Source organism: Kitasatospora sp. A2-31, from assembly GCF_022288725.1.
Taxonomy (GTDB): domain Bacteria; phylum Actinomycetota; class Actinomycetes; order Streptomycetales; family Streptomycetaceae; genus Kitasatospora.
Genome location: NZ_JAKNTA010000018.1, coordinates 1 through 25768 on the forward strand (window position 1 = coordinate 1; position 25768 = coordinate 25768).

The window sequence follows — 25768 nt, forward strand, 5'->3', positions numbered from 1 at the left end:
CCGCCGCCACCGCCGCGGCGTCCAGGACCGGGGGCCGGACCATGTTCACCATGACCCCGCCCACGGGGAGCGCGGCCTCGCGCAGCTCGGCGAAGCCGTCGACCGTCTCCTGCACCGGCATCTCCTCCAGCAGGGTGACCAGGTGCACCGCGGTCTCCGGGGACTTCAGCACCCGCATCACGGCCTGCGCCTGCGTGTGGATCGGGCCTATCCGGGCCAACCCGGCCACCTCGGAGTTCACGTTCAGGAACCGGGTGAGCCGGCCGGTCGGCGGCGCGTCCATCACGACGGCGTCGTACGCCAGCCGCCCGTCCGGGCCCTTGCGCCGGGCCGCCTCGCAGGCCTTGCCGGTGAGCAGGACGTCCCGGACGCCGGGCGCGATGGTGGTCGCGAAGTCGACGAAGCCGACCTTCTGCAGCGCCTTGCCGGCCCGGCCCAGCTTGTAGAACATCTCCAGGTACTCGAGCAGCGCCTGCTCGGTGTCGATGGCCAGGGCGAAGACCTCGCCGCCGGCCGCCCCGCTCCCGGAGCCGGCACCGGGCAGCCCCAGCTGGGCGCGCGAGACGGAGGCGATCCTGCGCTCCTCGTACGGCAGCGCGGAGATCCCGAACAGCTCGGCGATGCCCTGGCGGCCCTCCACCTCGATCAGCAGGGTCCGCCGGCCCTCGGCGGCCAGCGCCAGGGCCAGTGCCGCGGCCAGGGTGGTCTTCCCGGTGCCGCCCTTGCCACTGACCACGTGCAGCCGTACGCCCTCCCAGTCGGGGTCGCGCCGGGCCGCCTCCTGGCCGGGGGTGCGTGCCACGCTCCGTCTCCGTCCGTCTCCGAGGGCCGGCACCGCTCAGGTGCCCTCCCGCGAGGGTAACCAGGGACCGCGCCGGATGCCGGGAGCATCGGGGGGACCAGGGCTGAATCATGCCCGGTTTGTGGGCCACCTCACACGCCGGGCCGCGGGCCGCGCCGCCCGCGGGGGCCGCTCGTCTAGAGTCTGGCCATGACCAAGTGGGAATACATGACGGCGCCCCTGCTCGTGCACGCGACGAAGCAGATCCTGGACAACTTCGGCGAGGACGGCTGGGAGCTCGTCCAGGTCGTGCCGGGCCCGAACCCGGAGCAGCTGGTGGCCTACTTCAAGCGGGAGAAGAACGCATGAGCAAGGTCGAGGAGAAGCTCGCCGAGCTGGGCCTGACGCTGCCGCCGGTGGCCGCTCCGGTCGCCGCCTACGTCCCGGCCCTGCGGACGGGTGAGTTCGTCTTCACCTCCGGCCAGCTGCCGATGGTGGGCGGCAAGCTGCCGAGCACCGGCAAGGTCGGCGCCGAGGTCACCCCGGAGGAGGCCAAGGAGCTCGCACGGACCTGCGCGCTCAACGCGCTGGCCGCCGTGAAGTCGGTGATCGGCGACCTGGACCTGATCGAGCGGGTCGTGAAGGTGGTCGGCTTCGTCGCCTCCGCCCCGGACTTCACCGGCCAGCCCGCCGTGATCAACGGCGCCAGCGAGCTGCTCGGCCAGGTGCTGGGCGAGGCCGGTGTGCACGCCCGCAGCGCGGTCGGCGTCACCGTCCTGCCGCTGGACGCCCCGGTCGAGGTCGAGCTGCAGGTCCGGATCAAGCACGAAGCCTGAGCACGACGCTCGATCACCGGTACCCGAGCGCTGGTGTCCGGGCTTCGGCACCCGAGCCCGGCACCCGAGTCCCGGCACCCGTGCGCCTGAGCCCGTGCGCCTGAGCCCGTGCGCCTGAGCCCGTGCGCCTGACCGCGGGCCGTGACCGCGGGCCGGTGGCCGGGGGCACTGTCGATCACGAGGCGGGGTTGGCCCTTCCAACCCCGCCTCCGTGCGCTTAGCATCCGGGGCATGGACCATCGAGCAACGACGCTCCCGATGCCGCCCGGCTGGCCTGCCCGGATCCGGGGGGTCGAGTCCGGCGAGCTGACCCCGCCGGTGCCCAAGCCCGCCGCCACCGTGGTGCTGTTGCGGGACGCGGCGGACGGGCCCGAGGCCTATCTGCTGCGCCGGCGCACGTCGATGGCCTTCGCCGCCGGCATGTACGCCTACCCGGGCGGCGGGGTGGACCCGCGCGACGCCGAGGCGGAACTCGGCTGGGTCGGCCCCGGCCCCCAGGAGTGGGCCGAGCGGCTCGGGGTGGACGCCGGGACGGCGCAGGCCGTGGTCTGCGCCGCCGTCCGCGAGACCTTCGAGGAGGCCGGCGTCCTGCTGGCCGGCCCCGATGCGGAGAGCACCGCCGAACCGCGGGACTGGAGCGCCGAGCGCGCCGCGCTGGAAGCCCACGAACTGTCCTTCGCCGACTTCCTGCGCAAGCACGGCCTGCTGCTCCGCAGCGACCTGCTGGGCGGCTGGGCCCGCTGGGTCACCCCGGAGTTCGAGGAGCGCCGGTACGACACCTGGTTCTTCGTGGCCGCCCTGCCGCCGGGCCAGCGGGCCGCGCTGGAGGTCGGCGAGGCCGACCGGGTCACCTGGCTCACCCCGGCCGAGGCGGTCCGGGGCCGCGAGGAGGGCCGGTTCGGCATGCTGCCGCCCACCGTCACGGTGCTGCGCGAGCTGATGCCGGTGAAGAGCGCCGCCGAGGCGCTGCAGGCGGCCGCGGGCCGTTCGCTCGATCCGATCCTCGGCCGGGCCGAGGTCCGGGGCGACCGCTTGACGGTTCGCTGGGCCGGGTACGACGAACTGACCATCGACGGACTCTTCCCCGCCGACGTCTGAGCCCCCGGACGCGGCGAGACCGCCGGGCCCGAGGTGTCGACCGGCACCGAACGCCGACGCCACCGCCGCTACGACCGCCACCGCCGACACGACCGAACCGCCGCCACGACCGCCACGACCGCCACCGCCCGAGAAATGCCGACGACGCCGACACCACGGCCGACCCGAGGAAGGACCGACGCCCGATGACCCACAACGACGTGGCTCGCCGGACGGCGCGCGAGATGCCCGCCCGCAGCCTGTACCCGTACGTCCCCGCCTGCGAATCCGCCTCCGTCCCCTTCACCGAGGTGGCGCAGCGCGCGATCGTCCGGGCCCTCCCGCTGCGCAGGCTGCAGCGTTCCAGCGAGGGCGGCCGGTGAGCGGTCTCCTGCCGGGTGACCCCGCCGCCGGCATCGGCGGCGAGGCCACCCCACGGGCGGTCTGCGTCCTGGCGCCGAACCCGTCACCGATGACGCTGGACGGCACCAACACCTGGCTGCTCTCCGAGCCCGGCTCGGACCTCGCGGTGGTGATCGACCCGGGGCCGCTGCACGAGGGCCACCTGCGCCGGGTGATCGAGACCGCCGAGCAGCAGGGCAAGCGCGTCGCGCTGACCCTGCTCACGCACGGCCACGCCGACCACTCCGAGGGCGCCGCGCGGTTCGCCGAGCTCACCCGGACCGAGGTCCGCGCACTGGACCCGGCGCACCGGCTCGGTTCCGAGGGCCTGACCGGCGGCCAGCGGCTGGACGTCGGTGGCCTGGACCTGCGGGTGATCGCGACTCCGGGCCACACCTCCGACTCGCTGACCTTTCACCTGCCGGCCGACGGCGCGATCCTCACCGGCGACACGGTCCTCGGGCGGGGCACCACGATGGTCGCCCACCCCGACGGCCGGCTCGGCGACTACCTGGACTCGCTGCGCCACCTGCACACCATGGCCGCCGAGCACGGCGTCCGGACCGTGCTGCCCGGTCACGGGCCGGTGCTCGCGGATGCGCTGGGCGCCGTCGACTACTACCTCGCGCACCGGGCGGGCCGGCTGGCCCAGGTCGAGACGGCCGTCGAGGCGGGCTGCCGGACGGCGTACGAGGTGGTGGCCCGGGTCTACGCGGACGTGGACCGGGCGCTCTGGCCGGCGGCCGAGCTGTCGGTCCTGGCCCAGCTCCAGTACCTGGAGGACCACGGGCTGATCTGACCGGCCCGGGCGCGCCCGAGGCCCTGTCCGGTCCTGGGCGGCGCACCCACCCGCGCGTACGGGTTCCCGGACGTGCGCGAGGGCCCGCACACCGGGTGGTGTGCGGGCCCTCGCGGTGGACCGGGTCGGCAGCCGGCCGATGGCCGGACGGGTGCGGTCAGCGCGAACGGCGCGAGAGCCGCTCGACGTCCATCAGGACCACGGCACGCGCCTCCAGCTTCAGCCAGCCGCGGCCGGCGAAGTCGGCGAGCGCCTTGTTGACCGTCTCGCGGGAGGCGCCGACCAGCTGGGCCAGCTCCTCCTGGGTGAGGTCGTGGGCGACGTGGATGCCCTCCTCGGACTGCACGCCGAAGCGGCGGGAGAGGTCCAGCAGGGCCTTGGCGACGCGCCCGGGCACGTCGGAGAAGACCAGGTCGGACATCACGTCGTTGGTCCGGCGGAGGCGGCGGGCGATGGCCCGCAGCAGCGCGATCGACACCTCGGGCCGGGCGTGCAGCCAGGGCTGGAGGTCACCGTGGCCGAGGCCCAGCAGCTTGACCTCGGTCAGCGCGCTGGCGGTGGCGGTGCGCGGGCCCGGGTCGAAGAGCGACAGCTCGCCGATCATCTCGCTGGGGCCCAGGACGGCGAGCATGTTCTCGCGGCCGTCCGGCGAGGCGCGGTGCAGCTTGACCTTGCCCTCGGCGACGACGTAGAGCCGGTCGCCGGGGTCGCCCTCGTGGAACAGCGACTCACCGCGGGCGAGGGTGACCTCGGTCATGGAAGCGCGCAGCTCGCCGGCCTGTTCGTCGTCGAGTGCCGCGAAGAGTGCGGCGCGCCGCAGAACGTCGTCCACGTGCTTCCTCCTTCTCGGCCGCCCGGCGATCAAGCCGACCGGCGCAAGTTCCGTACAGTGCTCTGCATCACCAAGCATGGCGCATGTCGCTCCGATCATATGAGGAGGGGGTGTGCCGAGGTGTGCTGCGCGGGGCCATTCGTACCGCCGGTCCGGCCGGCGCGGAGGGGCGACGGGCGCCGGATTCGCCCGCTTTCGCGCGGATTCAGCCGGCGGCGCGTGCCGGGTCGAGCAGCGCGTCGGCGACGGCGGTCCGGGCGTAGAGGACGGCGTGGCCGGCCCGGTGGGCGCTGGTCAGTCCGGCCGCGCGCAGGGCGGTGAGGTGCTGGGACACCCCGGGGGCGGAGAGCCCCGTCCGGCGGGCCAGCTCGGTGGTGGAGGCCGGCGAGTCCAGTTCGGCGAGCAGCCGGGCCCGGGACCGGCCGAGCACGGCGGCGAGTGCACCGGCGTGCTCGTCGGAGCCGGCGCCCGGGCGGCGCTCCCACAGTGCGGCGGTGCCGCGGGCCGGGTAGGCGAGCTGCGGCGGATCCGGCGGCAGCGAGCGGGTCAGGACGCGCGGCCAGGCGAACGCGGACGGGACCAGCAGCAGCCCCTCCGCGGCGTCGATCCGCTCGACCGCGCAGTGCCGCTGCTCCAGCCGCAGCGCGTCGCCGTCCCAGTGGACCGTCTCGTGCAGGTCGTCGAGGACCCGCGCGGTGCCGTGCTCGACGGCCTGCCGGGCCCGGTGGAAGACGTCAGCCTCCAGTACCGCACGGATCCGGGCCCAGTACGGGGCCAGCGCCAGCTCCCAGTACGCCTCGATCTCGGCGACCACCCGGGGCAGCTGGCCCGCCGGGTCCCGGTACAGCGGGCCGAGCCGGGCCGGCAGCCGTCCGCCCTGCTCGGCCGCGACGTGGTCGAGGTCGGTCCGGACCTGTCCCGCGGCGGTGGCGCCGATCGCGGTCAGCTCCTCGGCGAGCGCGGGGGAGGGGCCGGTCGGCGTCGGGTTCAGGAAGTCGGGCAGGTGGCCGGTGGCCGGGACCATCGCGGCGAGCCGACCGCGGTCCAGCCCGGCGGCGGCCAACCGGGGCCGGACCTGCTCGGCCCAGCGGCGGTGCAGGGCGGGCGCGGGCGCGTGGGCCAGGGCACGGAGGCTGGTCACGACCTCCCACATGGGGGAGACGGCGAACCGGGTCTGGGCCAGGTCGTTCGCCGAGAACGCCAGCGCGGTCCGCATCGACGCGCTCTCCTCCTCTGTCTCCGGTCAGGCCCTGGTTCGGACCCGGGGCGTCGGGTTCCGGGGTATCGGGGCCTCGGGGTATCGGGCTCCGGGGCGTCGGGCCTTGGGCCTTGGGGCGTCGCGCTCCATGGGCCACCCATGATTCGGCCTCAGCTTAATCAATGGAGAGCGGGCCGCATCGGGCACAGGATTCCGACCAGGGCCGGTCGGCAGCCTCGCACCCGCCCGCAGACCGAAGCACCCGAAGTCCCGAAGCGCCTGCAGACCCGCTCTCCACCCGCAGACCCGAAAGACGGTGACCCCGCATGTCCACTGACGCCACCCTCCCCACCACGAAGCTCCGCGAGCACGCCCTGCGGCTGCGCAAGCTGGTGGCCGAGGGCGTGCTCGTCCTGCCGAACGCCTGGGACGCCGGCAGCGCCGCCGTGATCGCCTCGGCCGGCGCGGCCGCCGTCGCCACCACCAGCGGCGGCGTCTCCTGGTCGCTCGGCCGCGGCGACGGCCAGCAGCTCGGCCGGGAGGACATGGCGGCGGCGGCCCGCCGGATCACCGCGGCCGTCGACCTGCCGGTCACCGTCGACGCCGAGGGTGGCTACGGACCGGGGCCGGACGATGTCGCCGACACCGTCCGGGCACTGGTCGCGGCAGGTGCGTCCGGCGTCAACCTGGAGGACTCGGCGGCTCCCGGCGGACCGCTCTTCCCGGTGGCCGAGCAGGCCGTACGGCTGCGCGCGGCCCGGGAGGCGGCCGCCGAGGCGGGCCTGCCGGAGCTGGTGGTCAACGCCCGGACGGACGTCTTCCTCTTCGGCCTGGGCGGCTTGGACGACGTCCTGCTCCGCGCCGAGGCGTACGCGGAGGCCGGCGCGGACGGGCTCTTCGTTCCCGGCCTGCTGGATCTCGACGTGCTGGCCCGGCTGACCGCCGCCACCCCGCTGCCGGTGAACGCGATGGCCGTGGCCGGCGGTCCGGGCGTCGCCGAACTCGCCGCCGCCGGGGTGCGGCGGATCAGCGTGGGCACCGGGCTGGCACAGGCCGCGTACACCGCCGCCCGGCGGGCCGCCGCCGAACTGCTGGGCGCGGGCACGCTGACGGAGCTGGACGGTTCGCTCGGCTTCGGCGAGCTGGACGCGCTCCACCGGCGCTGACACCTCGCCTGCGGCCCGCCGAGGCCGCAGGGCGCTGAGCCCGCGGGCGGCGAGGCCCCGGGCGGCGAGGCCCGGCGCGCCGCCCGGGGAGCGTCCTACGCCTCGGGGTGCCCGGCCGTCGCGCCCGGCGCCGGATGGGGCAGCTCGGCGAGGGGCCCCGTCCCCGCCGGCAGGCCGAGGACGCGCCGCATCGCCCGCCGGGCGCGCTCGGCCGCGGCTCCGTCCCGGTACAGCTGCCGGGCGTGGTTGAGCGCGAGCACCTGGCCGGTGAGTTCGAACACCAGCTGCTCGGCGTCCGGATCGCCGGGCAGCTGCCCGGCGGCGATCGCCAGCTCGGCCTGCCGCCGCAGCTCCCGCTGCCAGACGGCGTTCTTGGCGGCGACGGCGGAGCGGACCGGGCCGCTCTCCCGGTCGTCGAACTCGGCGGTGACGGTGGTGAAGAAGCAACCGCCCGGCAGCAGTTCGCGTTCCAGGTAGGAGATCCAGGCCTCGCACCGGACCAGCAGCCGGGGCAGCCCGGGAGCCGCACCGGCCGCATCCGCCCGGCGCACCACCTCGCGGACGAAGAGGGCCACCGCCTCGTCGACGACGGCGAGCTGCAGGCTCTCCTTGGTGCCGAAGTGGCCGAGCACGCCGGACTTGCTCATCGCCAGGTCAGTGGCGAGCCGCCCGATGGTCAGGCCCTCCAGCCCCTCGACCGAGGCGAGGTCCAGGCCGCGGCGCAGGATCGCGGTTCGGGTCCGGCGGGTGTCGGCGACGGATCTTCTGGGGCTCACCGCGCCAGTGTAGCCAGCGCGCACACTTTAGCGTCCGATCGTTCGGACGCTATAGTCACCGGCGTGACACCCCGTCATGCGTGACGCCACCCGTGAAGGAGCAGGCATGCCCGGTTCCCGCATCACCGCCCTCGGCCACCACCAGCCCGGGAAGGTCCTCACCAACGACGACCTCGCCGGGATGGTCGACACCAGCGACGCGTGGATCCGGCAGCGGACGGGCATCGTCACCCGGCGGATCGCCGAGACCGAGTCGGTCACGGACCTGGCCGCGGCCGCGGCCGGCAAGGCGCTCGCCTCGTCCGGCCTGGCCCCCGACGAGATCGACATGGTGGTGGTCGCCACCTGCTCCGCGATGGACCGCTGCCCGAGCATCGCCACCCAGGTCGCCGGCCGGCTGGGCGTCCCCGCGGCGGTCGGCTTCGACGTCAACAACGGCTGCGCGGGCTTCTGCACCGCGCTGGCCACCGCCGACCACGCGATCCGGGCCGGTGCCGCCCGGCACGCCCTGGTGATCGGCGCGGAGCGGATGAGCGACGTCACCGACTGGACCGACCGCACCACCTGCGTCCTGCTCGGCGACGGCGCCGGTGCGGCGGTCCTCAGCCACGACCCGACCGGCGGGAGCGTCGGTCCGGTGGTCTGGGGCTCCGACCCGACCCGGGGACACGCCGTCCGGCTGGACGACGGCTGGCAGCCCCGGTTCCGCCAGGAGGGGCAGACCGTGTTCCGCTGGGCGACCACCGCCCTCGTCCCGATCGCCGAGGAGGCCTGCCGCCGGGCCGGCATCACCCCGGCCGAGCTCGGTGCCGTGGTCACCCACCAGGCCAACCTGCGGATCGTCGAGGCCATCACCCGACGGCTCGGCGCCGACCGTGCCGTCGTCGCCCGCGACGTCGTCGACTCCGGCAACACCTCCGCCGCCTCCGTCCCGCTGGCCCTCGCCAAGCTGGTCGAGCGCGGCGAGGCCCCCGGCGGCGCCCCCGCCCTCCTGCTCGGCTTCGGCGGCGGCCTCTCCTGGGCCGGCCAGGTCGTCACCTGCCCCTGAACCGCCCCCTCCGGCACATCCGGCGCCCGCGCACAAGGGGGTCTTGTGAACGGTCATGAAGTGCTCCCGGCCGCCGAGCGCTCGGCGTAGCCTTCGGGCATGGCAGAGAGCAAGGTCCGGAAGTCCGCGGAGCCGGAGCCGGCCGCGAAGAAGCCGGCCGCGAAGAACGCGGCCGCGAAGAACGCGGCCGCGAAGAACGCGGCCACGAACAAGGCGGTCGTGAAGAACACGGGCGCCGAGCGGGCGGCCGCGAAGAAGCCGGCGGGGAGCAGGGCGGCTGTGAAGCCGAGGAAGCCCGAGACGCACCTGGGCATGGTGCGCCGGGCCCGGAGCATCAACCGGGAGCTCGCGGAGCTCTATCCGTACGCGCATCCGGAGCTGGACTTCGACAACCCCTTCGAGCTGCTGGTGGCGACGGTGCTGTCGGCCCAGACCACCGACCTCCGGGTGAACCAGACCACCCCGGCGCTGTTCGCCAAGTACCCCACACCGGAGGACATGGCGGCGGCGGTGCCGGAGGAACTGGAGGAGGTCATCCGGCCGACCGGCTTCTTCCGGGCCAAGGCGAAGTCGCTGATCGGGCTCTCGATCGCGCTGCGGGACAACTTCGGCGGCGAGGTGCCCGGCCGGCTGGAGGACCTGGTCACGCTGCCCGGTGTCGGGCGCAAGACCGCCAACGTGGTGCTGGGCAACGCCTTCGGCGTGCCGGGGATCACCGTGGACACCCACTTCGGGCGGTTGGCGCGGCGGTTCGGCTGGACGACCGAGGAGGACCCGGAGAAGGTCGAGGCCGCAGTGGCCGAGATCTTCCCGAAGTCCGAGTGGACGATGCTCTCCCACCGCGTGGTCTTCCACGGCCGGCGGATCTGCCACTCCCGCAAACCGGCCTGCGGGGCCTGCCCGGTCGCGCCGCTCTGCCCGTCCTACGGGGAGGGCGAGACCGATCCGGAGAAGGCGAAGAAGCTCCTGAAGTACGAGATGGGCGGCCAACCCGGCCAGCGGCTGCGGCCGCCCGCCGACTTCCCGGGCGAGGCGGCGGCGCGGGCCGACGCCGCCGCGCACCACGGCGAGGTCGCGGACATGGCGGTGGCCGAATGACGGCGCGGGGCCACGGGGGGCAGCCGGAGGCGCCGATCCGTCAGGTGGAGCGGGACGGCCTGCCGTCCTGGCTGGAGCCCGTCCGGGACGCCGCCGAGCGCGTCCTGCCCGAGCAGCTGAGCCGCTTCCTCCCGCCCGCCGAGGGCGGCCGGGCCGCCGCCGTCCTGATGCTCTTCGGCGAAGGCGCCGCCGGACCGGACCTGCTCCTGATCGAGCGAGCCCGGTCGCTGCGCTCGCACGCCGGCCAGCCGTCCTTCCCGGGCGGCGCGCTGGACCCGGAGGACGGCGACCCCGGCGGGCCCGGCCCGGTCGCGGCGGCGCTGCGCGAGGCCTGGGAGGAGACCGGGCTGGACCCGGCCGGAGTGCAGGTCTTCGCCACGCTGCCCGCCCTCTACATCCCGGTCAGCCGCTTCGTCGTGACCCCGGTGCTCGGCTGGTGGCGCGAGGAGTCGCCGGTCCGCCCGGTGGACGCGGGCGAGACCGGTGCGGTGTTCCGGGTGCCGATCGCCGAGCTCACCGACCCGGCCAACCGGGCCCGGCTGCGCCACCCCTCCGGTCACCTCGGCCCGGCCTTCGAGGTCGGCGGGCGGCTGGTCTGGGGCTTCACCGCCGGGGTGATCGACCGGGTGCTGCACCACAGCGGTCTGGAGCTGCCCTGGGACGTCTCCCGGACGCTCGACCTCTCGGAGGAGGCGATCGAACTGGCGCAGGGCGGCGACCGCGGGCGCGCCGGCTCGCTGTCGGGCGGCGACGCCGGGTCGCCGTGACTGCGCGACGCGGGGCTGCCGTGACTGCGCGATGCGGGGTCGCCGTGAGTGCGCGACGCCGGGTCGCCGTGGCTGCGCGAAGCGGGGTCACCGTGACTGCGCGACGCCGGGTTGCCGTGATCGTGGGTCGGGCTGTTCCGGGGCCCGTGGCCGTCCGTCCGGCGAGCGGCGGCTCCCCGGCCGTGCGCCGCCGTGGCCGGGGAGCCGTGGCCGCCCGTCTGCGCGGGCGCTCCGCCGGGCGTGGGAGGGTGTTCGGGTGAACGTCCTGGATCTGCTGCTGATCGCCGCCGCCGTGGGATTCGCCGTGTCCGGCTACCGGCAGGGCTTCGTGGTCGGCGTGATGTCGGTCCTCGGCTTCCTCGGCGGTGGCCTGCTCGCCGTCCAACTGCTGCCGCTGCTGCTCGCCCACCTCAGTCCCGGCACCACCGCGTCGGTGATCGCCGTCGTGGTGGTGATCGTGCTGGCGGCGATCGGCCAGGCGGTCACCACCCACTTCGGCTGGAAACTGCGCGGCCACATCGACCGCCGTCCCGCCAAGGCCCTGGACGCGGCCGGCGGTGCCGTGGTCAACGTGATCTCGATGCTGCTGGTCGCCTGGCTGATCGGCTCGGCGCTCGCCGGCACGTCCCTGCCGACCGTCTCCAAGCAGGTCCGCAGCTCGGCGGTGCTCGGCGGCGTCCAGGACGCGCTGCCCGGCGACGCGCCCAACTGGTTCTCCGACTTCTCCAAGGTCCTCGCCCGCAACGGCTTCCCGCAGGTCTTCAACCCCTTCGAGCACGAGCCGATCACCCAGGTGGACACCCCCGACCCGGCGCTGGCCGCCAGCCCGGCGGTGGCCAGGGCGAAGCAGAGCCTGGTCAAGGTCGTCGGCACCGCCACCGCGTGCGGCAAGACGCTGGAGGGCAGCGGCTTCGTCTACGCCCCGCACCGGGTGATGACCAACGCCCACGTGGTCGGCGGCGTCGACGAGCCCACCGTGCAGATCGGGGGCGTCGGCCAGCTCTACGACGCGACCGTGGTGCGCTACGACTGGCAGCGCGACATCGCCGTCCTGGACGTGCCCAAGCTCAACGCGCCGCCGCTCGCCTTCGCCGGCGAGGCCAGGACCAACGACAGTGCGATCGTGGCGGGCTTCCCCGAGAACGGCGCCTTCAACGTCCAGCCCGCCCGCATCCGCGGCCGGATCCAGGCCAACGGCCCGGACATCTACCACCGCGGCCAGGTGGTCCGGGACGTCTACTCGGTGCGCTCACTGGTCCGCCAGGGCAACAGCGGAGGCCCGCTGCTCACCCCGGACGGCCAGGTGTACGGCGTGGTGTTCGCCAAGTCGCTGGACAGCGGGGACACCGGGTACGTGCTGACCGCCGCCGAGGTGCGTGACGACGCCGTCCAGGGCAGTGCGGCGAGTGCCCGGGTGGACACCCAGGGCTGCGCGCTCTGACACCTGCGGGGGCGGGGGCGGGGGCGGGGGCGGGGGCGTCCGTCGGTCCGCGGTGGTCCGTCAGTCCGCCCGCGGTCGTCGGCCGGTCCGGGCCCGTGCGCCGATCGCGGCCAGGTCCGGGCCGCCCGGGCCAGGTCCCGGGCGGCCTGTCGGGCCGGGGCCGGGGGACACCTGTCGGGCCGGGGCCGGGGCCGTCCCTGCGGCCCGGCCTGGTGCCGAGGGCCGTCCGGTGGTCGGGCGCGGCGCCGGCCTCAGCCGTCGCGCCGCAGGCGTGCGCCCACCCAGCGGGCGCGCCGGCCCAGGATGCGCGGGATGCCGAGCTGCCGTTGCCTCGTGCGCTGACGGCGGTCCAGCCCGTCGTATCCGAGGTCGTCCGCCCAGTCGGGGCGGTGTCCGGACCTCTGCGAGCTGTTGTGGCGTCGGCCGCGCGGAGCGCCGCCGCGATCGGGCATCCAGGTCATACCGCAATGGATGCCCCTGGGCCGGTCGGGGTAATCGCTCGTGGCGACGCCAACTTGGCCTATGCGTTTGTCATATGAACGGGGTATCAAGGGAGTTGGGGTCCTTGGCCTCTGGACCGAACCCACCCGTGACGCCCGCTCCGTCCGCCGTCCGGGTGCCCAGGCCGCCCGGAGCGCCGCCCGGGGCCGCCTTCCGGGGCCGCCCTCCGGGGCCGCCTTCCGGGCGGGCTCCGCTCCCGCGGTGGGCTCCGCTCCCGTGGTGGGCTCGGCTCCCGGGGCGGGTTCCCAGGTGGGCGGCCGCGGCGGTTCAGTCCTTGTGCTGGCCGATCCAGTCCAGCAGCTCGGCCGTGAACTCCTCCGGCGCCTCCTCGTGCGGGAAGTGCCCGATCTCCGGCATCAGCCGCCAGCGGTACGGCGCGGCCACGTACTCGCCGCCGCCGAGCGCGGTGTGCGAGAGCAGCACCGGGTCCGCCGCGCCCTGGACGTGCAGGGTCGGGGCGGTGATCGGCTTCTTCATCCGGCGGGCGAACTGGATGCCGTCCGGTCGGGCCATCGAGCGCAGCAGCCAGCGGTACGGCTCGATCGAGCAGTGCGCGGTGCTGGGGATCTGGATCGCCTGCCGGTACGCCGCGACCGCCGCCCGGTCGAGCTGGTTGCGGCCGGTCCAGGCGTCCAGGTAGCGGCCGACCAGCTCGCCGTCGTCGGCGACCAGCCGGCGTTCCGGTATCCACGGCCGCTGGAAGCCCAGCACGTGCTCGAAGGCGGCCATCTGCCGGCGGTCGGTCAGCAGGGCCCGGCGCAAGTCGCGCGGGTGTGCGGCGGAGACCACGGTGAGGCTCTGGATCACCGAGGGCCGCATCACCGCCGCCACCCAGGACAGCGTGCCGCCGGAGGCGTGGCCGACCAGGTGGGCGCGGTTCTCGCCGAGCGAGCGGATCACCCCGGTGATGTCCAGCGCGAGGTTGCCCGGGTCGTACCCGCGCGGGGTGCGGTCGCTGCCGCCGATGCCCCGCAGGTCGAGCGCGACCGCCCGGTAGCCGGCCTCGGCGAGCGCGGTTAGCTGGTGGCGCCAGGCCCACCAGTACTCCGGCCAGCCGTGGACCAGCAGCACCAGCGGCCCCTCGCCCAGCTCGGCGATGTGGAACCGGGCGCCGTTCGCGGCCAGGTCGCGGTGCGTCCAGGGGCCCGCCTGCCGGATGTCCCAGACGGGCGAGGGCGCCGGCGGGTCGCCGCCGTCGGCGAGCGCGGTCGTGCCGTCGGGCGCCTCCTCGGGCGCCTCGTCGACGGCGTCCTGGTCGACGGCGTCCTGGTCGACGGCGTCCCGGTCGACGGCCTCCCGACCGCTCGTGCGGTCGGGACCGGAGCCGGCGGACGGCTGCGCAGGCAGGTGCTTCTGGTCGAGCGGCATACCGAGAGCGTGTCACATCCGTGCGCCGGACACGCGCCCGGCACTCGGTCTCGGAGCGTCCGCGCGCGTCGCAGGGCCCGTCATCCTTACGGGATGCGGCCCAGGGCCCGGTCGATCTCCTCCTTGGTGGCGGGGCGCGGGCGGGCGTTCTTCAGCACGTCGGCGGTCTTCTGAGCGCCCTCGATCGTGCGGTGCGGCTTCTCGATCCGCTTGAACGAACGCAGCGCCAGGAGCCCGAGCACCACGGCGAGCAGCAGGTAGGCACCGGCCACGATCAGGAACGACCAGCCGAGCGAGAGGCCCAGCGCGTGGATCCCGAACGCCGCCGCGGCGCTCAGCATCGGCACGGCGGCCAGCGCCACCACGCCGGCGACCGTCAGCGAGGCGCCGCCGGAGACGCCGCGCTTGACGTCGGCGCGCAGCTCGGCCTTGGCCAGCGCGATCTCGTCGTGGACCAGAGCGGACAGGTCGGCGGTGGCCGCCGCGAACAGCTGCCCCACCGAACGCTCGCCCTCGTAGGGCGCCCGGCCGTTGCTGGACGGGTCTGCGGCTCCTGCGGGCATCAGCGGTTCTCCTTCTGCGGCTCTGCGGCGTACGCCGCCGGGCGGTGCGTTCTCCGGGGCCGGAGGGGGCCCGGTGGCGGCTGTGGACTGTCGACAGCTCAGAATCATGCCCCCAGCAGTCAGTCGCACACCACTCCGGGGGCCCTCCCGGGGTGGTGTGTCCCCTTGCTGCCGACGGCGCCGCAGGCCTCAGCCGGTGCCGGAACCGCGGTCCGGGCGTCCCTTCGTCGAGCCCCCGGTGGTGCCGTTCGGGGAGTCCTTCGCCGGGTTGTCCATCGGGGTCTCGACCGGGTTGTCCGCCGGGGTCTCGACCGGGTTGTCCGCAGCGCCGTCGGCCGGACGGCCGGTCGAGCTCCCTGACGGGCCCTCCGCCGGGTGGTCCGTCAGCTCCGCCGTCCGCGCCCGCCAGCCCGGGTCGTCCTGCTGGTAGACGTCGGGGATCCCGTCGCCGTCGAGGTCGCGCTCCTCCTCCTCGTACAGCGCCCGGTAGTGCCGGTTCCGGAGCTTGAGCAGCACGGTGGCGAGCAGGGCGCAGAGCAGCGACCCGACCAGGACGGCCGCCTTGGAACGGTTGGCCAGTGCCGGGTCGTCCGGGAAGGCCAGCTCGCTGATCAGCAGCGAGACGGTGAAACCGATGCCCGCCAGCACCGAGACGGCGAACATGTCGGCCCACTTGAGCTGCGGGTTCAGCTCTGCGCGGGTGAAGCGGGCGGTCAGCCAGGTGCCGCCGAAGACGCCCACCGACTTGCCGACCACGAGGCCGAGGATGATCCCGAGCGGGGTGGCCTGGGTGAAGACCTCGCCCAGCGCCGGCCCCGAGATGGTCACCCCGGCGGCGAACAGCGCGAAGACGGGGACGGCGAACCCGGCCGACACCGGACGGACCAGGTGCTCGATGTGCTCGCCGGGGGACTCCCGCTCGTCGCCGACCCGGTGGCAGCGCAGGATGAGGCCCATCGCGACGCCCGCCACCGTGGCGTGCACGCCGCTCTCGTGCATCAGCGCCCAGATGACGAAGGCCAACGGCACGTAGAGGTACCAGCCGTGCACCCCGCGCCGGTGCAGGAACCAGAACAGCACCAGGCCCGCGAAGGAGAGCCCCAGCGCCCAGAACTTGATGCCCGAGCTGTAGAAGATCGCGATGATCAGGATCGCGATCAGGTCGTCGACGACGGCGAGGGTGAGCAGGAAGGCGCGCAGCGCGGCGGGCAGGTGGGTGCTGATCACGGCCAGCACGCCGAGTGCGAAGGCGATGTCCGTCGCGGTCGGGATCGCCCAGCCCTCCGGATGACCGCCGCTCCCCGCGTTGTCGACGGCGAACAGGATCGCCGGCAGTGCGACGCCGCAGACCGCGGCGACCACGGGGAGCAGCGCGGCGCTCGGGGTGCGCAGCTCGCCCGCCACGAACTCGCGCTTGAGTTCGATGCCCGCCACGAAGAAGAAGACCGCCAGCAGGCCGTCCTTGGCCCAGTCGGCCAGGGTGAGGTCGAGGTGGAGCGGGCTGGACGGCCCGATGGTGTAGTCGAGGACGCTGTCGTACGCGGCGGGCCACACGTTGGCCCAGATCAGGGCCACCAGCGCGGCGGCGAGGAGCAGGATGCCGCCGACCGTCTCGGTGCGCAGGGCGTCGAGGATGAACGTGCGCTCGGGGAGCGGCAGCCTGCCGAGGAGTTGGTGGCGTCGGTTCGTCGGCTCGTGGACGGGCGGCTGGCTGGCCACGCGAGACCTCCTGGGGCGGGGAACGGCGTACGGATGCACCTGTGGTGCAGTGCCGACCAGACTTCCCGGCGCGCCCTGTGACGCTGGATCCCATGGCGTTGGATCTTGATGCGTCTTTGACAGTCTAGCCGGAAGGGCGAGATGACACCCTGATCGTCATATTTCAGGACCTAAGCCCTGGTGGCCTCTTCCGCCCCCGTACGGGCGGCCCGACGGCCCCCGAATGGAGCCGGCCGCATGCAGACGGGTGAACGCCTCCCTATCGTCGATCGCAGGCGCTGTCCGTTCGGACGGCGTGCTCGTCCCTCCCTCTTCCCTCTCCTCCCTCGCCTCACCCTGCTGTGCTGGGGAGGCACGACCGTCCCAAGACCGCCCCTCTTATCACCCGGCCCCGCCTCGGCTGCGATCCCGGCCGCCCGGCGCGGAGGCCGCCCGGCCGCTCAAGCCGGTCCGGTTCCGTGCCGGTCGTCTCGGCCGGTCCGGTTCCGCGCCTGGCGCGGCGGTGCCCCGGGGCGGTCGTCCTGACCGCCCCGGGGCACCCGTTCCGTGCAGTTCTGCGCTCGGCGCAGTTCGCAGGTCAGCTCTCGCTGCCGGCGGGCGGGAGCTGGGACTGGATCAGGCTCATCACGGTGCTGTCGGCCAGGGTGGTGGTGTCGCCGACCTCGCGGCCCTCGGCGATGTCGCGCAGCAGGCGGCGCATGATCTTGCCGGAGCGGGTCTTGGGGAGTTCGCCGACGACCTTGATCTGCTTGGGCTTGGCGATGGGGCCGAGGGTCCTGCCGACGTGGGCGCGGAGTTCCTCGACGAGTTCGGGGGTCTCGGTGGCGGTGCCGCGCAGGATGACGAAGGCGACGATGGCCTGGCCGGTGGTGGCGTCGGTGGCGCCGACGACGGCGGACTCGGCCACCGCCGGGTGGCCGACCAGGGCGGATTCGACCTCGGTGGTGGAGATGTTGTGGCCGGAGACCAGCATGACGTCGTCGACGCGGCCGAGCAGCCAGATGTCGCCGTCCTCGTCCTTCTTCGCCCCGTCCCCGGCGAAGTAGCGGCCGTCGAAGCGGGACCAGTAGGTGTCGATGTAGCGCTGGTCGTCGCCCCAGATGGTGCGGAGCATGGAGGGCCAGGGCTCGGTGAGGACGAGGTAGCCGCCGGAGCCGTTGGGGACCTCGCGGGCCTCGTCGTCGACGACGGTCGCGGCGATGCCGGGCAGCGCGCGCTGGGCCGAGCCGGGCTTGGTCTCGGTGACGCCGGGCAGCGGGCTGATCATGATCGCGCCGGTCTCGGTCTGCCACCAGGTGTCGACGATCGGGGCCTGGCCGGCGCCGATGTGCTCGCGGTACCAGACCCACGCCTCGGGGTTGATCGGCTCGCCGACACTGCCCAGCACCCGCAGCGAGGACAGGTCGAACTTCGCCGGGATGTCGTCGCCCCACTTCATGAACGTGCGGATCGCGGTCGGCGCGGTGTACAGGATCGTCACCCCGTACTTCTGGACGATCTCCCAGAACCGGCCCTGGTGCGGGGTGTCCGGGGTGCCCTCGTAGATCACCTGGGTGGCGCCGTTGGCCAGCGGCCCGTACACGATGTACGAGTGCCCGGTCACCCAGCCGATGTCGGCGGTGCACCAGTACACGTCCGTGGCGGGCTTGAGGTCGAACACCGCGTGGTGGGTGTAGGCGGCCTGGGTCAGGTAGCCGCCCGAGGTGTGCAGGATGCCCTTGGGCTTCCCGGTGGTGCCGGAGGTGTAGAGGATGAACAGCGGGTGCTCGGCCTCGTGCGGCTCGGGCGTGTGCGCGGCGCTCTGGCGGCCGGTGATCTCGTGCCACCACACGTCCCGGCCCGCGGTGAACGGGGTGTCCTGGCCGGTGCGGCGCACCACCAGCACGTGCTCGACGCCGTCGACCTTGGTCAGCGCCTCGTCGATGGCGGGCTTGAGGGCGGAGGGCTTGCCGCGGCGGTAGCCGCCGTCGGCGGTGATGACCAGCTTGGCGCGGGCGTCCTGGATCCGGGAGGCCACCGCGTCCGCGGAGAAGCCGCCGAAGACCACCGAGTGGGTCGCGCCGATCCGGGCGCAGGCCAGCATCGCGACCACGGCCTCGGGGATCATCGGCAGGTACACCGCGACCCGGTCGCCCTTGGTGACACCGAGTTCGAGCAGGGCGTTCGCGGCGCGGGAGACCTCGTCCCGCAGCTGGGCGTAGGTGATCGAGCGGCCGTCACCGGGCTCGCCCTCGAAGTGGATCGCGACCCGGTCGCCCAGGCCGGCCTCGACGTGGCGGTCGACGCAGTTGTAGGCGACGTTCAGCCGGCCGTCGGCGAACCACTTCGCGAACGGCGGGTTCGACCAGTCCAGCGTCTCGGTGGGCTCGACCGCCCAGCTCAGCCGGCGGGCCTGCTCGGCCCAGAAGCCCAGACGGTCCTCGGAGGCCTGCGCGTACGCGGCCGCGGTGACGTTGGCGCCGGCGGCGAGCTCTGCCGGCGGGGCGAAACGCCGCTCCTCCTTGAGCAGGTTGGCCAGGCTCTCGTTGCTCAACGCGCACTCCTCATCGAGTCATGATCGGGGTCGTTCCCGTGCGTGGGGATTGTCCCGTGTGTCCCAGCACACAGCTCACCAGGCGAACAGGTCGGTTGACAAGAGGCGCCGGAGAATTGGTGTAGACCTTTGCTCGAATATCGAAGGGGGAGTCGAACGGGGAGGCGAAGGGTCGGCCGAGCGGCCCGGCCGTGGCGCTTGCGGAGGGCGTGGGGAACTCGCCCGTGCGGAAAGGAGATGGGCCCGCGCCCCTGCCCGCCCGGCGGGGCGCGGACCCGGCTCTCAGGCGGCCAGGCGGGGGTCACCCCCGGTGGCGGCGGATACGGCGGAGACCTGTTCGATTCCGTTCACCCGTTCGGGCGTGTCGCAGGGCGCGGGCCCGGCCGGCTGACCCTCCAGCGCCTCGACGGGGCTGAACCGCCCGCTCTCACGGTCGAGCACGTAGGCCTGGGCGGTGGCGAAGTCGAAGTACATCCCGACCAGGCGCAGGGTGCCCTCGGCGACCCGTCGCTCCACTGCGGGGTTCGCCATCAGCTGGTCCAACTGCTGGACCACGTTGGTGATGCAGAGCTGCTCGACCAGATCGACCACCGGCCGGGTGGTGAACTCGGCAGGGGCCCGGCGCAGCCGGTCGAGGGCGCCGCGGCCGTTGCGCAGCCAGCGGGCCAGCGGGGTCGGCGGCCCGGGGCGTTCGTGCACGCCGTCCAGCAGGGCCTTCATCGCGCCGCAGCCGGAGTGCCCGCAGACCGTGATCGACCGGACCTCCAGCGCCTCGACGGCGTACTGCACCGCGGCGGCCACCGAGTCGTCGGCCGCGCCCGGTTCGAACGGGGCGGGCACCAGGTTGCCGACGTTGCGGACCGTGAAGAGGTCGCCCGGGCCGCTGTTCGTGATCATGCTGGTGACCATCCGCGAGTCCGCGCAGGTCAGGAAGAGCTGGGAGGGGGTCTGCCCCTCGCGGGCGAGCCGGGCCAGTTCGGGACGGACCAGCGGGGCGGTGTGCAGCTGGAAGCCGCGGACACCGTCCAGCAACCGGCCGTGCGGGTCCTCCTGCTGCTCGATGCAGTGGTGGCCGACCCAGGGCGTCCACGCCCGGCACCGGTGTGGGCCGGGGGAGCTACCCGTGCGAACCGTGCCGTCGGGGTCGAGCACCTCGGCGTCCTGGCGCCGCGTCACCATCGAGACCTGGCCGCCCGCCGCCAGGTGGCCGACCCGCCAGCTGTGCAGGGTCTCGTACGCGGCGTGGTCCAGGAAGGATCCGTCGTGGACGACCGCGACCTGGGCGGTGCCGGGGATGCCGGCCAGCGCACGGCTCAGCCGGGGTACGGCGGCGAAGGTGAGCGGGCCGTGCGTCTGCACGGTGAACGAGCCGCCGGGGCCGGGCATGACGTCCACGTGGGCGCGGGTCAGGCGGTAGAGCGCGAGCAGGACGGCCGTTGCGGCGCCCAGCGCCACGCCGAGCAGTACGCCGAACAGCACCACGCCGAGCACGGTGGCCAGGTAGACCGGGAACTCACGGTGCCGGTGCACCTTGCGGATGTGCGCGAAGCTCACCATCTGCAGGCCGACGACCAGCACCAGGGCGGCCAGCGCGGCGAGCGGGATCCGGCGCAGTCCGCCGGCGAGCAGGAGCGCGGCGGCCAGCACCCAGACGCCGTGCAGGATCGAGGACCACCGGGTCCGAGCGCCGGCCCGGACGTTCGCGGTGCTGCGCACCGCGCCGCCGGCGATCGGGAGGCCGCCGAGCAGGCCGCTGACCACGTTGGCGACGCCCTGGCCGCGCAGCTCACGGTCGAGGTCGCCGGTGCGGTGCGACATCCGGTCGATCGCGACGGCGGAGAGCAGCGACTCGACGCTCGCCACGGCGGTGACGGTCAGCACCGCGGCCAGCACGCCCGCGATCGGGCCGTGGGGCAGCTGGGGAACGATGTCGTGCGGCTGCCAGGCGGGCAGTTCGACCCGGGCGAGTTGCAGGCCGAGGGCCATGGCGAGGCTCGTCGCGACGGCCACGGCGACCAGCGGGCCGGGCACCTTGGCCAGGCGGGCACCCAACGCGCCGGCCCGGCCGGGGAGTCGGCCGAGTCGGGGCCAGATCACCAGGAGGGCCGCGGTGACCGTGCCCACGGCCACGGCGGGCGGGTGCGACCCGGCCAACTGGCCCGGCAGCGCGAGGAGGTTCGCGGGCGCCGAGCTCTGCGGCGAGCCGCCGAGGACGACGTGGAGCTGGGCGAGGGCGATGGTGAGGCCGATTCCGGCCAGCATGCCGTGCACGATGGCGGGCGAGACGGCGAGCGCCGTCCGGGCCACCCGCCGCGCTCCGAGGAGGAGTTGGAGGAGGCCGGCGGCGAGGGTGACGGCGCAGGTGGCCTGCCAGCCGTACTGGGAGATCAGTCCGGCGGTGATCACGGTCAGCGCGGCGGAGGGGCCGCTCACCTGGAGTGTGCTGCCGCCGAGGAAACCGACCACGAGGCCGCCGACGGCCGCGGCGGCGAGCCCGGCCGTGAGCGGGGCGCCGGTGGCCAGGGCGATGCCGAGTGAGAACGGCACGGCGATCAGGAAGACCACGAGGGAGGCGGAGAGGTCCTGGGCCCAGCGGGCGCGGGGGCCCGGTGGGGCGTGGTCGTTGGTGTCGGAGGCGATGGGGGCGCTGGAGATGTCGAGGGTCATTGTCTTCCCGTCTGTCCGGGGGGAACGAACGCAGTCAGGTCCGGCGGGGGTCCGGTCGTCGGCTCACCGGGGCGGATCGGCTGTCGTGGGTCGCGACGGTGTGGCGGGATGGCGTGGTCGCGCGGGGATCACGGGTGTCGCCGGCCGGACCGTGGACCATCTGGGGGGCTCGGGGAGGCAGTGGGCGGCTGCCTCGGGAGGACCATCAAGACTCGGTAAACCGAGGGTAATGAAAGCTTTGCACAGCGTCATCCCGGGCGACAGTGACAAAGCGCCCGATTCACCCCATTGGGTGGTGGTCGAACAGGCGGGAATCTGCTGGTGGCGGCCCCGGGCGGGTGGAGCCCGGCGCGGGGTGGGCGGGACGGTCGGGGGCCGTCTCCGGTCGATCGCAAACGGGAACGGGCTGCGGCACCCCGGTGGAAACGGGGGCCGCAGCCCGTTCGGCGGCTGCTCCGGTCGGCCGTGCGCGTGCCCGGCCGGCCGCTGCTCAGCCGAGCGCCCCCGCGGTCGCGGCCTGCTCGCCGCCGAGGACGAACTCGTGGTCCACCTGGGTGGCGAGGTCGGTCCCGACCTTGGCGTTGGCCCAGCTCTCGGCGTTGCGGAGGTGGAAGAGGACGGCCTGCTCGGTGTAGCGGCGGGCGTCCCGCAGCTCGTGGGCGGCGTCGGCCTCCTGGCGCAGCTGCTCCAGCACGGTCCGGTTGCCGGGTTCCAGCGTCCGCAGCGGCGGCTCCGCGCCCTGCTCCAGCCGGCGGACCCAGTCCGAGTGTCCGAAGGAGGTCAGCAGGTCGTCGCCCACCTCGCAGCGGAGGAAGTCCAGGTCGTCCGGGCCCTGCACCTTGTTGCCGACCACTCGGAGCTGCACGCCGAAGTCGCGCGCGTAGTCCTTGTACTGGCGGTAGACCGAGACGCCCTTGCGGGTCGGCTCGGCCACCAGGAAGGTGAGGTCGAAGCGGGTGAACAGCCCGGAGGCGAACGAGTCCGAGCCCGCCGTCATGTCGGTCACCACGTACTCGTCCCGGCCGTCCACGAGGTGGTTGAGCAGCAGCTCGACGGCGCCCACCTTGGAGTGGTAGCAGGCGACCCCGAGGTCCTCCTCGGTGAACGCGCCGGTCGCCAGCAGCCGCACCGATCCCTCGTCCAGCGCGATCGGGCGCGCGCAGGCCGCGTAGACCGGGTTCTCCTCGACGATCCGCAGCAGGCGTGAACCCCGTCCGGGCGGGGTGGTCTTGATCATCTCATCGGCGGACCGGATCAGCGGGTTGGAGCCGCGCAGGTACTCCTTGATCTCGGGCAGGTGGGCGCCGAGCGACGGCAGCTCCGCGGCCTGGGCGTCCGTCAGTCCGAGTGCCGGGCCCAGGTGTTGGTTGATGTCGGCGTCGACGGCGATGACCGGGCGGCCCGCGGCGGCCAGGTGGCGGATGAACAGTGAGGACAGCGTGGTCTTGCCGCTGCCGCCCTTGCCGACGAACGCGATCTTCATCTGGGACTCCGGCTCTCGCTCTGGGGCCCGCCCTCGGGCCGCGTGCTCGGTGCCTCGCCCGCTCCGCTCCGGGCTGCTCGTCCAGGGCCGGTGCCGACCGCGCCGAGGCGGGACGATCTCCAGAGTTGGAAATCGTTATCGTCTCCGATAGCAGCCATGCTATCGGCGGTTTCGGGTCAGTCGCCGGAGGGAAGTGAGGATTGCCTCGAACGGGTGATGCGGGGTTGCTGTTCCAGGAGGGGCGTCCGGTCATTACTCTCGGGTAGGTGAGCACTGGAACAGATCCCCTCGCCCCGCTGGCCCAGCTCCCCGGGGTGCCCGACGCGGTGGCCGAGGTGCGCAAGGCCGTCGACCGCCTCTACGGGCACCGGGTGATGCGCCGCCGCGCGGCCGAGGTCACCTCCGAGTCCGCCCTGCGCGGTGCCCGCGCCTCGGCGGCGCTGGCCGGGGCCGACTGGCCGCTGGAGGAGGTGCGCCGCCGCAGCGACTTCGGCGCCGACGAGGAGACCCGCACGGTCGGCGCCGCGCTGCGGATCGCCGCCGAGGCCGGCCAGCTGCTGAGCGTCTGGCGGCACTCGCCGCTGCAGGTGCTGGCCCGGCTGCACCTGCTGGCGGTCGGCGACGCGGACCCGGCGGCGGGTCGGCCGCGACAGGCCGGCGAGCCCGCCGAGGAGCTGTTCCCGCTGGAGCTCGAGCCGGTGGAGGGCGTCGACGCCGCTCCGGCACCGGCCGGGCCGGCGCCCGCGCTTCCGTCCGCGCCGGGGGCCGAGGAGGTCGCCGCCCGGCTCGACCAGCTGTCCCGGCTGCTGGTCGCCCGCGCCGAGGGACAGGGGGTCGGGACCCCGGCGCTGGTGGTCGCCTCGGTGGTGCACGGGGAACTGCTGGCCCTGCGACCGTTCGGCGCCCACAACGGGGTGATCGCACGGGCCGCGCAGCGGATCGTGCTGATCGCCGAAGGGCTCGACCCGAAGTCGATCTGCCCGGCCGAGGTCGGTCTCGCGGAGCTCGGCACCGAGTCCTACCGGCGGGCGCTGGCGGGCTACCTGGCGGGCACCCCGGAGGGGATGGCGGCCTGGATCGGCCACTGCGGGCGGGCGCTGCGGCTCGGCGTGCGCGAGAGCACGGCGGTCTGCGAGGCGATGCAGCGGGGGATGGTCTGACGGTTCCGGTCCGGCCGGTGCCGTCGGGTGCGCGGGGGGCGTGCACGGACGCGCCGGCCTGCGGGACGTACGGATGCGGCGGCACCTGATCCTGCCGGGTGCCGCCGCTGGCACAGGTACCGGGTGACCATGCATGCACCGGAAGTGCCGATCAGACGGGGATCCTGCCCGTTCGTCTGGTCCGGCGGCCCGACAGCGGGTCGGCTGCATGTGGGTGCTCGGCTACTGTACACACGGTCCGTGGGGCCTGAACTGCGTTGTCGGTTTGACCTCTTCGGGTCCTGACCGGGTCTCGCGGGCCGTGCTTCATTTGTATCGCGTTTCGGGCGAAAGGGGAACCCGAAACGAGAAGTCTTCGGCTTTTGCCCGTTTTGTCCCAAAGTGCAGGCATTCAGTGGCCTCCGTCCCGCCGGTCCCTGGGCCGGGTTCGGCCACGGGCCTGGGGGGTTCGGCCCCGGCCGGTGCCCACGGGCTCCGCTCAGGCGGCCGGCCGGCGGCGTCGCGCGGCGTACCAGATCACGCCGGCGGTGAGCACCGCCGTGCCGACCGCCACCGCGGTCAGCACCGAACGGCTCGGCGCGGAGAACTCCGGGAGCCGGCGCCGCAGTTCCACCGGCCGGTCGAAGACCAGCACCGGCCACTCGCGGGCCACCGCCTCCTTGCGCAGCGCCCGGTCCGGGTTGACCGCGGACGGGTGGCCCACCGCCTCCAGCAGCGGCAGGTCGGTGGAGGAGTCGCTGTACGCGTAGCACGCGGCCAGGTCGTAGCCCTCGACCTCGGCCAACTCCCGGATCGCCGCGGCCTTGTTCTCGGCGTAGGCGTAGTACTCGATCTCACCGGTGTAGCGGCCGTCCTCGATCTTCAGGCGGGTGGCGATCACGTGGTCCGCACCGAGCAGGGCGCCGATCGGCTCGACCACCTCCGAGCCGGAGCTGCTCACGATCACCACGTCGCGGCCGGCCGCGTGGTGCTGCTCGATCAGCGAGGCGGCCTCGTCGTAGATGATCGGGTCGATCAGGTTGTGCAGGGTCTCGGCGACGATCTCCCGGACCTGCTGGACGTTCCAGCCCCGGGTGAGCGCGGAGAGGTACTCGCGCATCTTCTCCATCTGGTCGTGGTCCGCGCCGCCGACCAGGAACACGAACTGGGCGTACGCGCTGCGCAGTACGGCCCGACGGTTGATCAGGCCGCCCTGGTAGAAGGGCCGGCTGAAGGCGAGGGCGCTCGACTTGGCGATGATGGTCTTGTCGAGGTCGAAGAAGGCGGCGGTCCGCGGGCCGACGGGGCGGGTGCGGGCGAGCGGGGGCCTGGCGGAGGCGCTTGCGGCCGGCTCGGCGGGCTCGGCGGCCCTGGGGGTCTCGGCGCCATGACCGGCGTCCTGGCCGGCGCCCCCGGTGGCGGCCCCGTCGGTGGTGGCCCCGTCGGTGGTTCCCGGCGTCCCGGAGGGGGTCTGGGAAGGCGTCTCGGGAGCCGTCTCCGGTGCGGGGTCGGCCGCCTCGGCGGCCGCGGTGGTGGAGTCCGCGGACTCGTCGGCGTACTCGTCGGCGTTCTCG

General features: G+C 74.2%; 22 protein-coding genes and 1 pseudogene. 11 read left to right on the forward strand and 12 right to left on the reverse strand.

All coding sequences use genetic code 11. The features are described from left to right. Nucleotides 1-802 (reverse strand): ArsA-related P-loop ATPase (locus tag MCM47_RS33730; RefSeq protein ID WP_238950375.1); only part of this gene is annotated, 802 nt, incomplete at its 3' end. Between the two features lie 189 nt (nt 803-991). On the opposite strand from MCM47_RS33730, the gene MCM47_RS33735 reads away from it, so the two are divergent. The 5 genes from MCM47_RS33735 (at nt 992) to MCM47_RS33755 (ending at nt 3895) form a co-directional block, all read left to right on the forward strand. Next, nucleotides 992-1150, forward strand: a complete 159-nt coding sequence (locus MCM47_RS33735; protein WP_094743074.1) for a DUF4177 domain-containing protein — start codon at nt 992-994, stop codon at nt 1148-1150. Continuing rightward, complete coding sequence (locus MCM47_RS33740; protein WP_238950377.1) at nt 1147-1617, forward strand: RidA family protein; 471 nt, start codon at nt 1147-1149, stop codon at nt 1615-1617. The genes MCM47_RS33735 and MCM47_RS33740 overlap by 4 nt, the downstream gene beginning before the upstream one ends. A gap of 231 nt (nt 1618-1848) precedes the next feature. Beyond that, the gene (locus MCM47_RS33745) at nt 1849-2715 is read left to right on the forward strand and encodes an NUDIX hydrolase (protein ID WP_238950386.1); all 867 of its coding nucleotides are present in this window, start codon (nt 1849-1851) and stop codon (nt 2713-2715) included. Between the two features lie 185 nt (nt 2716-2900). Continuing rightward, nucleotides 2901-3077 (forward strand): hypothetical protein, encoded by a 177-nt coding sequence (locus MCM47_RS33750; protein ID WP_238950388.1) that lies wholly within the window; start codon nt 2901-2903, stop codon nt 3075-3077. Further along, nucleotides 3074-3895, forward strand: a complete 822-nt coding sequence (locus MCM47_RS33755; protein ID WP_238950399.1) for an MBL fold metallo-hydrolase — start codon at nt 3074-3076, stop codon at nt 3893-3895. Before MCM47_RS33750 ends, MCM47_RS33755 begins: the two co-directional genes overlap by 4 nt. A gap of 157 nt (nt 3896-4052) precedes the next feature. Here the strand turns inward: MCM47_RS33755 and MCM47_RS33760 are convergent, their stop codons facing one another. Together MCM47_RS33760 and MCM47_RS33765 are read right to left on the reverse strand one after the other, a co-directional pair. Then, nucleotides 4053-4727 carry a Crp/Fnr family transcriptional regulator gene (locus tag MCM47_RS33760; RefSeq protein ID WP_030240972.1) on the reverse strand — a complete coding sequence of 225 codons (675 nt, stop codon included), beginning with the start codon at nt 4725-4727 and terminating at the stop codon, nt 4053-4055. 205 nt (nt 4728-4932) lie between these two features. Beyond that, nucleotides 4933-5943 carry a DUF5937 family protein gene (locus MCM47_RS33765; protein WP_238950402.1) on the reverse strand — a complete coding sequence of 337 codons (1011 nt, stop codon included), beginning with the start codon at nt 5941-5943 and terminating at the stop codon, nt 4933-4935. Nucleotides 5944-6251: 308 nt separating this feature from the next. Between MCM47_RS33765 and MCM47_RS33770 the strand changes: the two genes are divergently transcribed. After that, nucleotides 6252-7091, forward strand: a complete 840-nt coding sequence (locus MCM47_RS33770; RefSeq protein ID WP_238950404.1) for an isocitrate lyase/phosphoenolpyruvate mutase family protein — start codon at nt 6252-6254, stop codon at nt 7089-7091. A 95-nt stretch (nt 7092-7186) separates the two neighbouring features. On the opposite strand, the gene MCM47_RS33775 is transcribed toward MCM47_RS33770, so the two are convergent. Continuing rightward, nucleotides 7187-7867, reverse strand: coding sequence for a TetR/AcrR family transcriptional regulator (locus tag MCM47_RS33775; protein WP_238950406.1), 681 nt, complete (start codon nt 7865-7867; stop codon nt 7187-7189). Between the two features lie 106 nt (nt 7868-7973). Between MCM47_RS33775 and MCM47_RS33780 the strand changes: the two genes are divergently transcribed. From MCM47_RS33780 to MCM47_RS33795, 4 genes are all read left to right on the forward strand, one after another. Next, on the forward strand, nt 7974-8915 hold the full coding sequence (locus MCM47_RS33780) for a beta-ketoacyl-ACP synthase III (protein WP_238950417.1): 942 nt from the start codon (nt 7974-7976) through the stop codon (nt 8913-8915). A 99-nt stretch (nt 8916-9014) separates the two neighbouring features. After that, a complete protein-coding gene (gene nth, locus MCM47_RS33785; RefSeq protein ID WP_238950419.1) occupies nt 9015-10013 on the forward strand; it encodes an endonuclease III in 999 nt (332 codons plus the stop codon). Then, a complete protein-coding gene (locus tag MCM47_RS33790) occupies nt 10010-10780 on the forward strand; it encodes a CoA pyrophosphatase (protein ID WP_238950421.1) in 771 nt (256 codons plus the stop codon). The genes nth and MCM47_RS33790 overlap by 4 nt, the downstream gene beginning before the upstream one ends. Nucleotides 10781-11036: 256 nt before the next feature. Then, nucleotides 11037-12221 carry a MarP family serine protease gene (locus MCM47_RS33795; RefSeq protein ID WP_238950432.1) on the forward strand — a complete coding sequence of 395 codons (1185 nt, stop codon included), beginning with the start codon at nt 11037-11039 and terminating at the stop codon, nt 12219-12221. 251 nt (nt 12222-12472) lie between these two features. Here the strand turns inward: MCM47_RS33795 and MCM47_RS33800 are convergent, their stop codons facing one another. The 7 genes from MCM47_RS33800 to MCM47_RS33830 form a co-directional block, all read right to left on the reverse strand. Further along, the gene (locus MCM47_RS33800; protein WP_238950434.1) at nt 12473-12682 is read right to left on the reverse strand and encodes a hypothetical protein; all 210 of its coding nucleotides are present in this window, start codon (nt 12680-12682) and stop codon (nt 12473-12475) included. A gap of 307 nt (nt 12683-12989) precedes the next feature. Next, nucleotides 12990-14090: an alpha/beta fold hydrolase gene (locus tag MCM47_RS33805; RefSeq protein ID WP_238950436.1), complete on the reverse strand. Its 1101-nt coding sequence runs from the start codon at nt 14088-14090 to the stop codon at nt 12990-12992. Nucleotides 14091-14176: 86 nt separating this feature from the next. After that, nucleotides 14177-14653 carry a phage holin family protein gene (locus MCM47_RS33810; protein ID WP_238950438.1) on the reverse strand — a complete coding sequence of 159 codons (477 nt, stop codon included), beginning with the start codon at nt 14651-14653 and terminating at the stop codon, nt 14177-14179. Nucleotides 14654-14842: 189 nt separating this feature from the next. After that, nucleotides 14843-16372, reverse strand: coding sequence for a Na+/H+ antiporter NhaA (gene nhaA, locus MCM47_RS33815; protein WP_238950440.1), 1530 nt, complete (start codon nt 16370-16372; stop codon nt 14843-14845). Between the two features lie 577 nt (nt 16373-16949). After that, the gene (gene acs, locus MCM47_RS33820) at nt 16950-18905 is read right to left on the reverse strand and encodes an acetate--CoA ligase (RefSeq protein ID WP_238950443.1); all 1956 of its coding nucleotides are present in this window, start codon (nt 18903-18905) and stop codon (nt 16950-16952) included. 282 nt (nt 18906-19187) lie between these two features. Next, nucleotides 19188-21572: a SulP family inorganic anion transporter gene (locus MCM47_RS33825; RefSeq protein WP_238950445.1), complete on the reverse strand. Its 2385-nt coding sequence runs from the start codon at nt 21570-21572 to the stop codon at nt 19188-19190. Nucleotides 21573-22062: 490 nt separating this feature from the next. Then, complete coding sequence (locus MCM47_RS33830) at nt 22063-23055, reverse strand: ATP-binding protein (protein ID WP_238950447.1); 993 nt, start codon at nt 23053-23055, stop codon at nt 22063-22065. Nucleotides 23056-23321: 266 nt separating this feature from the next. Here MCM47_RS33830 and MCM47_RS33835 point away from each other — a divergent pair, with 266 nt between their 5' ends. After that, the gene (locus MCM47_RS33835) at nt 23322-24215 is read left to right on the forward strand and encodes an oxidoreductase (protein WP_238950451.1); all 894 of its coding nucleotides are present in this window, start codon (nt 23322-23324) and stop codon (nt 24213-24215) included. Between the two features lie 478 nt (nt 24216-24693). On the opposite strand, the pseudogene MCM47_RS33840 reads toward MCM47_RS33835, so the two are convergent. Continuing rightward, nucleotides 24694-25491 (reverse strand): annotated as a pseudogene (locus MCM47_RS33840) (HAD family hydrolase); the annotation flags it as partial. Between the last annotated feature and the right edge of the window lie 277 nt (nt 25492-25768).

What these genes read in the sequence shown, in the direction of transcription:
- MCM47_RS33735 (WP_094743074.1), top strand. Translation starts at nt 992, where the DNA reads ATGACCAAGTGGGAATACATGACGGCGCCCCTGCTCGTGCACGCGACG.
- MCM47_RS33770 (WP_238950404.1), top strand. Translation starts at nt 6,252, where the DNA reads ATGTCCACTGACGCCACCCTCCCCACCACGAAGCTCCGCGAGCACGCC.
- MCM47_RS33740 (WP_238950377.1), top strand. Translation starts at nt 1,147, where the DNA reads ATGAGCAAGGTCGAGGAGAAGCTCGCCGAGCTGGGCCTGACGCTGCCG.
- MCM47_RS33790 (WP_238950421.1), top strand. Translation starts at nt 10,010, where the DNA reads ATGACGGCGCGGGGCCACGGGGGGCAGCCGGAGGCGCCGATCCGTCAG.
- MCM47_RS33780 (WP_238950417.1), top strand. Translation starts at nt 7,974, where the DNA reads ATGCCCGGTTCCCGCATCACCGCCCTCGGCCACCACCAGCCCGGGAAG.
- MCM47_RS33765 (WP_238950402.1), bottom strand. Translation starts at nt 5,943, where the DNA reads ATGCGGACCGCGCTGGCGTTCTCGGCGAACGACCTGGCCCAGACCCGG.
- MCM47_RS33830 (WP_238950447.1), bottom strand. Translation starts at nt 23,055, where the DNA reads ATGAAGATCGCGTTCGTCGGCAAGGGCGGCAGCGGCAAGACCACGCTG.
- MCM47_RS33745 (WP_238950386.1), top strand. Translation starts at nt 1,849, where the DNA reads ATGGACCATCGAGCAACGACGCTCCCGATGCCGCCCGGCTGGCCTGCC.
- MCM47_RS33810 (WP_238950438.1), bottom strand. Translation starts at nt 14,653, where the DNA reads ATGCCCGCAGGAGCCGCAGACCCGTCCAGCAACGGCCGGGCGCCCTAC.
- MCM47_RS33825 (WP_238950445.1), bottom strand. Translation starts at nt 21,572, where the DNA reads ATGACCCTCGACATCTCCAGCGCCCCCATCGCCTCCGACACCAACGAC.
- nth (WP_238950419.1), top strand. Translation starts at nt 9,015, where the DNA reads ATGGCAGAGAGCAAGGTCCGGAAGTCCGCGGAGCCGGAGCCGGCCGCG.
- MCM47_RS33805 (WP_238950436.1), bottom strand. Translation starts at nt 14,090, where the DNA reads ATGCCGCTCGACCAGAAGCACCTGCCTGCGCAGCCGTCCGCCGGCTCC.
- MCM47_RS33800 (WP_238950434.1), bottom strand. Translation starts at nt 12,682, where the DNA reads ATGACCTGGATGCCCGATCGCGGCGGCGCTCCGCGCGGCCGACGCCAC.
- MCM47_RS33750 (WP_238950388.1), top strand. Translation starts at nt 2,901, where the DNA reads ATGACCCACAACGACGTGGCTCGCCGGACGGCGCGCGAGATGCCCGCC.